We start from the raw sequence: 6,254 nt of genomic DNA on the forward strand, positions 1-6,254 counted from the left end.
GCAGGGCGGCGCGCAGCGGGGGCTGGCGCAGCGCGCGGTTGAGTTCTTCGTTCAGCCGCTGCAGCCGCATGCCCGGCGTGCCGGCGGGTGCGAAGAGGCCGAACAGCGACACCAGGTTGGCCTGCGGCAGCCCCAGCTCGGCCAGCGTGGGCACCTGGGGCAGCACCGGCAGCCGGGCCGGCGCGCCCACGGCCAGCGGTTTCAGCCGCCCGGCCTGGCAATGCGCCAGCTGCTGCGGGCCCACGTTGGTGGACAGCACCTCGAACTGCCCGCCCAACGCATCGGTGATCTGCTGGCCGCCGCCCTTGTAAGGCACGTGGGTGATCTGGCCACCCGCGGCACGCAGTACCGCTTCCAGCACGCGGTGGCCCACGGTGCGCGGGCCCGAGGTGGCCCAGCGCAGGCCCTCGGGCCGGCGGGCGGCGGCCAGCAGTGCCGCGAAGTCGTCACCCGCCAGGGCCGAGGTGCCGGCCACCAGCACCGGCGTGGCCATCACGCTCATCACCGGCGCCAGCTGCGCCCGCAGCGCCACGGTGCCAGGGGCATCGGCCTCGGGGCTGGTCAGCGGGCTGATGGCCGAGAACACCAGCATCTGCCCGTCGGGCGCCGCGCGCGCCAGCGCGGCCAGCGCCACCGCACCGCCGGCGCCGGCTCGGTGTTCCACCAGCACCGGCACGCCCAGGCGCGCCGACAGCGGCTCGGCCAGCAGCCGCGCCGCCGCATCGCTGACGCCGCCGGGCGGATAGGCCACCACCAGGTGCAGCGGCCCGGCCGGCCAGCCCTGGCCCAGGGCCGTGCCCGACCCCAGCGCGGCCAGGCCACCGGCCAGCGGCGCGGCGCCCCAGGCCAGCAGCTGGCGGCGCCGCAGCAGGTGCAACCCATGGTCGCCAGCGCTCCGTTCACACGGCCGGGGTGAACGCCAGCTCATGCGGCCGCCGCCTTCGTGCGCCGCGCTGCCGTGCGGGCCGCCGCGGGCGCTTGACCCGCCTGGGCCAGCGCCATCACCAGCGCGATGAAGGAAGCCACCGCCTCACCCTCGCCGCCGGCTTCTTCGCCCGCCCGCCACACCAGGCTCAAGGGGGCACGCAGTGCGCTGGCGCCAGCCAGCGGCCGGTAGACGATGGCGCCGCCATGGGTGCCGCGCATCGAGGCCGGCACCACCGACACGCCCACGCCCGCCGCCACCAGGTTGAGGTTGCTCATCATCCGCTCCACTTCCGCTGCCACCGTCACCGCCACGCCCTGCTTGTGGCACAGCGCCAGCAGGTTGGCATACAGGCCCGGCGCGCCCGGCCGGCGCACCAGCACCAGCCGCTCACCGGCCAGCGAAGCCAGCCGCAGCGGCTGCTCGGGCCGGGCCGCCAACGGGTGGTCGGCCGGCAGTGCCACCAGCACCGGCTCTTCCAGCAGGGTGGCAAAGCGCAGGCCGGGCGGGCGCACCACCGGCACCCGCAGAAAGCCGCAGTGCAGCCGGCCGGCGGCCACCGCCTCCGTCAGCGCGGCGGCGTGGTCTTCGCTCAGATCCAGCTCGATGCCGGGATGGCGGCGCCGACATTCGCGCAGCGCCTGCGGCGTGAAGGCATGGGCCGCGGCCGAGCTGGTGAAGCCCACCGCCAGCCGGCCCTCTTCGCCCCGCGCGACGCGGGCCATGCGCTGGCGCAGCGCCTCCACCTCGGCCAGCAGGCGCTTGGCTTCAGCCAGCAGCACGCGGCCGCCGGCCGTCAGGCTCACGCCCTTGGGGTGGCGTCGCAGCAGCTGCAGGCCCAGCTCGGCTTCCAGCGCCTTGATCTGCTGGCTCAGCGGCGGCTGCTGGATGCCCAGCGCGGCGGCAGCGCGGGTCATGTGGCCCGCCTCGGCGACGGCGGCGAAATAGCGCAGGTGGCGCAAGTCCATATGCAAATCGTATCAGCAGGGCGCGCCCGGTATATTTGACCTTGGCGGCGGCTGCCCCTAGCCTGCGGGCACAACACAGCAGGAGACAACATGCCGCCCCATGCCCACCGCCCCACCCGCCGCGCCGTCCACGCCATCGGCACGCTGGCCACCACGGCAGCCGCCTTGTTGGCCGGCCTGGCCACCGCACCCGCGCTGGCGGCCACCAGCATCCTCTTCGTGGGCAACAGCTACACCTTCGGCCGGGTCGACCCGGTGATGAGCTACAACGCCGGCAACGTCACCGACCTCACCGCCGCGATGTGGGCCGCCAACGCCACCGGCAGCAACGCCTTCGAGCCGCACCCCTGGGGCGGCGTCGCCGGCATCTTCAAGCAGTTCACGGTGCAGGCCGGGCTGGACTACGACGTGGCGCTGTCCACCCGCAACGCGGCTTCGCTGCGCGGCCACTACCTCAACAGCAACCCGGCCGACTGGGACTTGCGCGGCAACATCGCTTCCAAAAAGTGGGACCAGGTGGTGCTGCAGGAGCAAAGCGACGAAGCGCTGCCCCGCCAGCCCGGGCTGGCTTCCAACCCCGCCTACTTCGAGGCTTATGCCGGCCAGATCGAGCGCTTCGTGCACGACGGCCGGGCCACCAGCTACCGCGAGCGTGAGCTGATCGGCGGCAGCACCGCCGCCTGCCAGGCGGCCACCGGCGCCAGCGCCGGCACCTGCAACCTGCTGCGCAACATCCCGGCCAACCCGAATGCCAGCGCCGACACCCAGCTGTACCTGTACCAGACCTGGGCCCGGCCCAACCTGGTGAACGCGCCCTTCACCACCGTCACCGACCCAGTCACCGGCGCAGTCAGCTTCACCACCACGCCGGCCACCTCGTTCTACCCCACGCTGGAGGCGATGACCAACGACCTGCACGACGCCTACTACGGCCTGGCCGCCAGCAAGCCGGGCTTTGCCGGCGTGGCGCCGGTGGGCGACAGCTTCATGCGCGCGGTGACCGAAGGCGTGGCCACCCGCGACATGTATGCGCCCGACGCCGCCACCGACGGCAAGGTGGACCTGTGGTGGGACGACGGCACCCATGCCAGCAAGTACGGCTCGTACCTGAGCGCGCTCACGCTGTTCGGCACCGTCACCGGCGTCGATCCGGCCAGCCTGGGCGGCGCCGAGATCGCGGCCAGGGACCTGGGCATCGGCCAGGCCGATGCGCTGGCGCTGCAACGTGTGGCCAGCCTGCAGCTGGGCTTTGCGCCGCCGGTGCCCGAGCCTGGCACTTATGCGCTGATGCTGGGCGGCCTGGCCGCGCTGGGCGCCTGGGTGCGGCGCCGCCGAGCCCCCGCTGAAGGAGGTACCCGATGATGCGCAGCCGCTGCATGTCCCTGGCCGCCACTGCACTGGCGGTGCTGCTGGCCGGCTGCGCCCAGTTGGGCGGGCAACCCGACCCCGCAACTTCCACCGGCGCGGCCGACGTGCCGGTGTTCTCGCCCGAGGCCGCCGCCACGCCGATGCCCTGCCCGGCCGACGTGCTGCAGCAGGCGCCGGGCACCCGCTGCCTCAGCGGCCGCGACTCGGCCGGCGCCTTCTACCTGATCGCGCTGCCGGCCGGCTGGCAACCCGGCCAGGGCGACCTGGTGCTGCATGCGCATGGCGGCCCTTCGCTGGGCGCGCCCACGCTGGCCCGCACGGTGGAAGACCTGCAGCGCTGGGCCATCATGCCGCGCGCCGGCTATGCCTGGGCCGGCTCCAGCTTCCGCCAGGGCGGCGTGGCGGTGCGCGCCGCCGCCGAAGACACCGAGCGGCTGCGCCAGCTCTTCGTGCAGCAGGTGGGTGCGCCGCGCCGCACGCTGCTGCACGGCCAGTCGTGGGGCGCCAGCGTGGCCGCCAAGGCCGCCGAAACCTACACCCGTGATGCCACCGGCCGGCGCCCTTACGACGCGGTGCTGCTGACCAGCGGCGTGCTGGCCGGCGGCAGCCAGGCCTACCAGTTCCGGCTCGACCTGCGGGTGGTGTACCAGGCGCTGTGCGGCAACCATCCGCGCCCGGGTGAAGCCGCCTACCCGCTGTGGCAAGGCCTGCCGGCCGGTGCGCGCATGACGCAGGCCGAGCTGCGCAGCCGCGTCAACGACTGCCTGGGCCTGGACCAGCCGGCCGCCCAGCGCACGGCCGAGCAGCGGCGCAAGCTGGACACGCTGACCCAGGTCATCCGCATACCGGCCTCGTCGGTGTTCAGCCACCTGTCGTGGGCCACCTGGCATTTCCAGGACATCGCCGAGCACCGCAGCGGCGGCGGCAGCGTCTTCAGCAACGAGGGCGTGCGCTACACCGGCTCGGCCGATGACGAGGCGCTGAACGCCGCGGTGGCCCGCTACCGCGCCGACCCGGCCGCGGTGGCGCGCTTCGCGGCCGACACCGACCTCACCGGCCGCATCCCGGTGCCGGTGCTCACGGTGCATGGCATCGACGACCCCACCGCCTTTGTCGAGATGGACGACAGCTTCCGCCGCACCATGGTGGCCGCCGGTACCGCCGGCCACCTGGTGCAGACCTTCACCGCGCACGACACCCACAGCTACCTGGCCGACCCGGTGTACCCCGCCCTGCTGGACGCGCTGCAAGCCTGGCTGAGCACCGGCCAGGCGCCCACGCCGCAGGCCGTGGCCGACCGCTGCGAAGCGTTGGCGCCGCGCTTCGGCCCGGGCTGCCGTTTCCAGCCCGGGTACCGGCCGCCGCCCCTGGCCACCCGTGTGCCCGAAAGGACAGTCGGGCCGAAATAGTTACATTTTCGGCACTTCCTGCCGACAACGATGGTTCCGCTGGCTGCCACAGGGGGCCGCCAGCATCATCGACCAGGAAGTACCGATGTTCTTGAACAATCTGTCGATCGGCAAACGACTTGCAGTCGTGCTGGGCGTCATCCTCTCCTTGTGCCTGGCCAGCAGCCTGTTTGCCTTCTTCAAGCTGCGCCAGATCGGCGTGCAGGTGGACCACATGGTCACCGACAACGCCCGCACCGAGCGCGCCACCGCCGACTGGCTGCGCAACACCACCGCCGGCGTGCAGCGCGCCGCGGCCATCGCCAAGAGCAGCGACAACAGCCTGATCGACTACTTCGCTCCTGCCACCAAGCAGTCGATCGCCGACACCAACGTGCTGCAGGAACAGATCGACAAGGCGATGAACACGCCCGAGGAGCGCCAGCTCTTCGAAGAAGCCGGCAAGCTGCGCACCGCCTACCTGGCCGCCCGCAACGAGGTGAGCAAGCTCAAGCAGGCCGGTGACCTGGCCGGTGCCAGCAAGTTGTTCGACGAGCGCTTCGAGCCCACCTCCAAGGCCTACCTGGCCGCGGTCACCCGCATCTCCGACCTGCAGCGCAGCTACCTCGACCAGGCGGCCAAGGAAAGCGCCGACCTGACCGCACGCACCGCCACGCTGCTGATGGCCTGCGCCGGCTTTGCCACCGCGCTGGGCGCCCTGCTGGCCTGGCAGCTGGCCACCAGCATCGTGCGCCCGCTGCGCCAGGCCGAAGCCATGGCCAGCGCCGTGGCCGCGATGGACCTGAGCGGCACGCCGCAGCAGCACTACGCCAAGGACGAAACCGGCCAGCTGCTGCGCGCCATCGACACCATGCGCAGCGCGCTGCAGCGGGCGCTGAACGACGTGCGCAGCGTGGTGGACAGCATCTCCACCGCCAGCAGCCAGATCGCCACCGGCAACCACGACCTGAGCGCCCGCACCGAACAGACGGCCAGCAACCTGCAGGAGACCGCCAGCTCGATGGAAGAGCTGACCGCCACCGTGCAGCAAAGCGCCGACATGTCGGCCCAGGTGAACCAGCTGGCAGCCTCGGCCGTGGACGCCGCGCGCCGGGGCGGCCAGGTGGTGTCGCAGGTGGTGTCCACGATGGACGAGATCAATGCCAGCTCGCGCAAGGTGGCCGACATCACCAGCACCATCGACGGCATTGCCTTCCAGACCAACATCCTGGCGCTGAACGCCGCGGTGGAAGCCGCCCGTGCCGGCGAACAGGGCCGCGGCTTCGCGGTGGTGGCCGGTGAAGTGCGGCTGCTGGCGCAGCGCTCGGCCGAGGCCGCGCGCGAGATCAAGTCGCTGATCGCCGCTTCGGTGGAGAAGGTGGCGCACGGCACCACGCTGGTCCAGGAAGCCGGCGGCACGATGAACGACGTGGTCACCAGCGCGCAGCGCGTGACCGACATGATCGGCGAGGTGACCGTGGCCACCGCCGAGCAGCGCGACGGCATCGGCCAGGTGAACACGGCCGTGAGCCAGCTCGACCAGATGACGCAGCAGAACGCCGCGCTGGTGGAAGAGTCCACCGCCGCCACCGCCAGCCTGCAGGA

5 protein-coding genes are annotated in these 6,254 nt (G+C 72.5%); 3 read left to right on the forward strand and 2 right to left on the reverse strand.

Annotated features, from left to right (window positions below; all coding sequences use genetic code 11):
• Window positions 1–928, reverse strand: a 928-nt coding sequence (locus tag ABNT58_RS20475) for a tripartite tricarboxylate transporter substrate binding protein (RefSeq protein ID WP_348755263.1), incomplete at its 3' end; no start/stop codon positions are given.
• Window positions 925–1,893 carry a LysR family transcriptional regulator gene (locus tag ABNT58_RS20480; RefSeq protein ID WP_348755264.1) on the reverse strand — a complete coding sequence of 323 codons (969 nt, stop codon included), beginning with the start codon at window positions 1,891–1,893 and terminating at the stop codon, window positions 925–927. The genes ABNT58_RS20475 and ABNT58_RS20480, both read right to left, overlap by 4 nt.
• Before the next feature lie 90 nt (window positions 1,894–1,983).
• On the opposite strand from ABNT58_RS20480, the gene ABNT58_RS20485 reads away from it, so the two are divergent.
• From ABNT58_RS20485 to ABNT58_RS20495, 3 genes are all read left to right on the forward strand, one after another.
• The gene (locus ABNT58_RS20485; RefSeq protein ID WP_348755265.1) at window positions 1,984–3,255 is read left to right on the forward strand and encodes a PEP-CTERM sorting domain-containing protein; all 1,272 of its coding nucleotides are present in this window, start codon (window positions 1,984–1,986) and stop codon (window positions 3,253–3,255) included.
• On the forward strand, window positions 3,252–4,670 hold the full coding sequence (locus tag ABNT58_RS20490; RefSeq protein WP_348755266.1) for a hypothetical protein: 1,419 nt from the start codon (window positions 3,252–3,254) through the stop codon (window positions 4,668–4,670). The genes ABNT58_RS20485 and ABNT58_RS20490 overlap by 4 nt, the downstream gene beginning before the upstream one ends.
• A gap of 85 nt (window positions 4,671–4,755) precedes the next feature.
• Window positions 4,756–6,254 (forward strand): methyl-accepting chemotaxis protein (locus ABNT58_RS20495; protein ID WP_348755267.1); only part of this gene is annotated, 1,499 nt, incomplete at its 3' end.

It is taken from the genome of uncultured Aquincola sp., from assembly GCF_964001545.1.
Lineage (GTDB): Bacteria > Pseudomonadota > Gammaproteobacteria > Burkholderiales > Burkholderiaceae_C > Aquincola.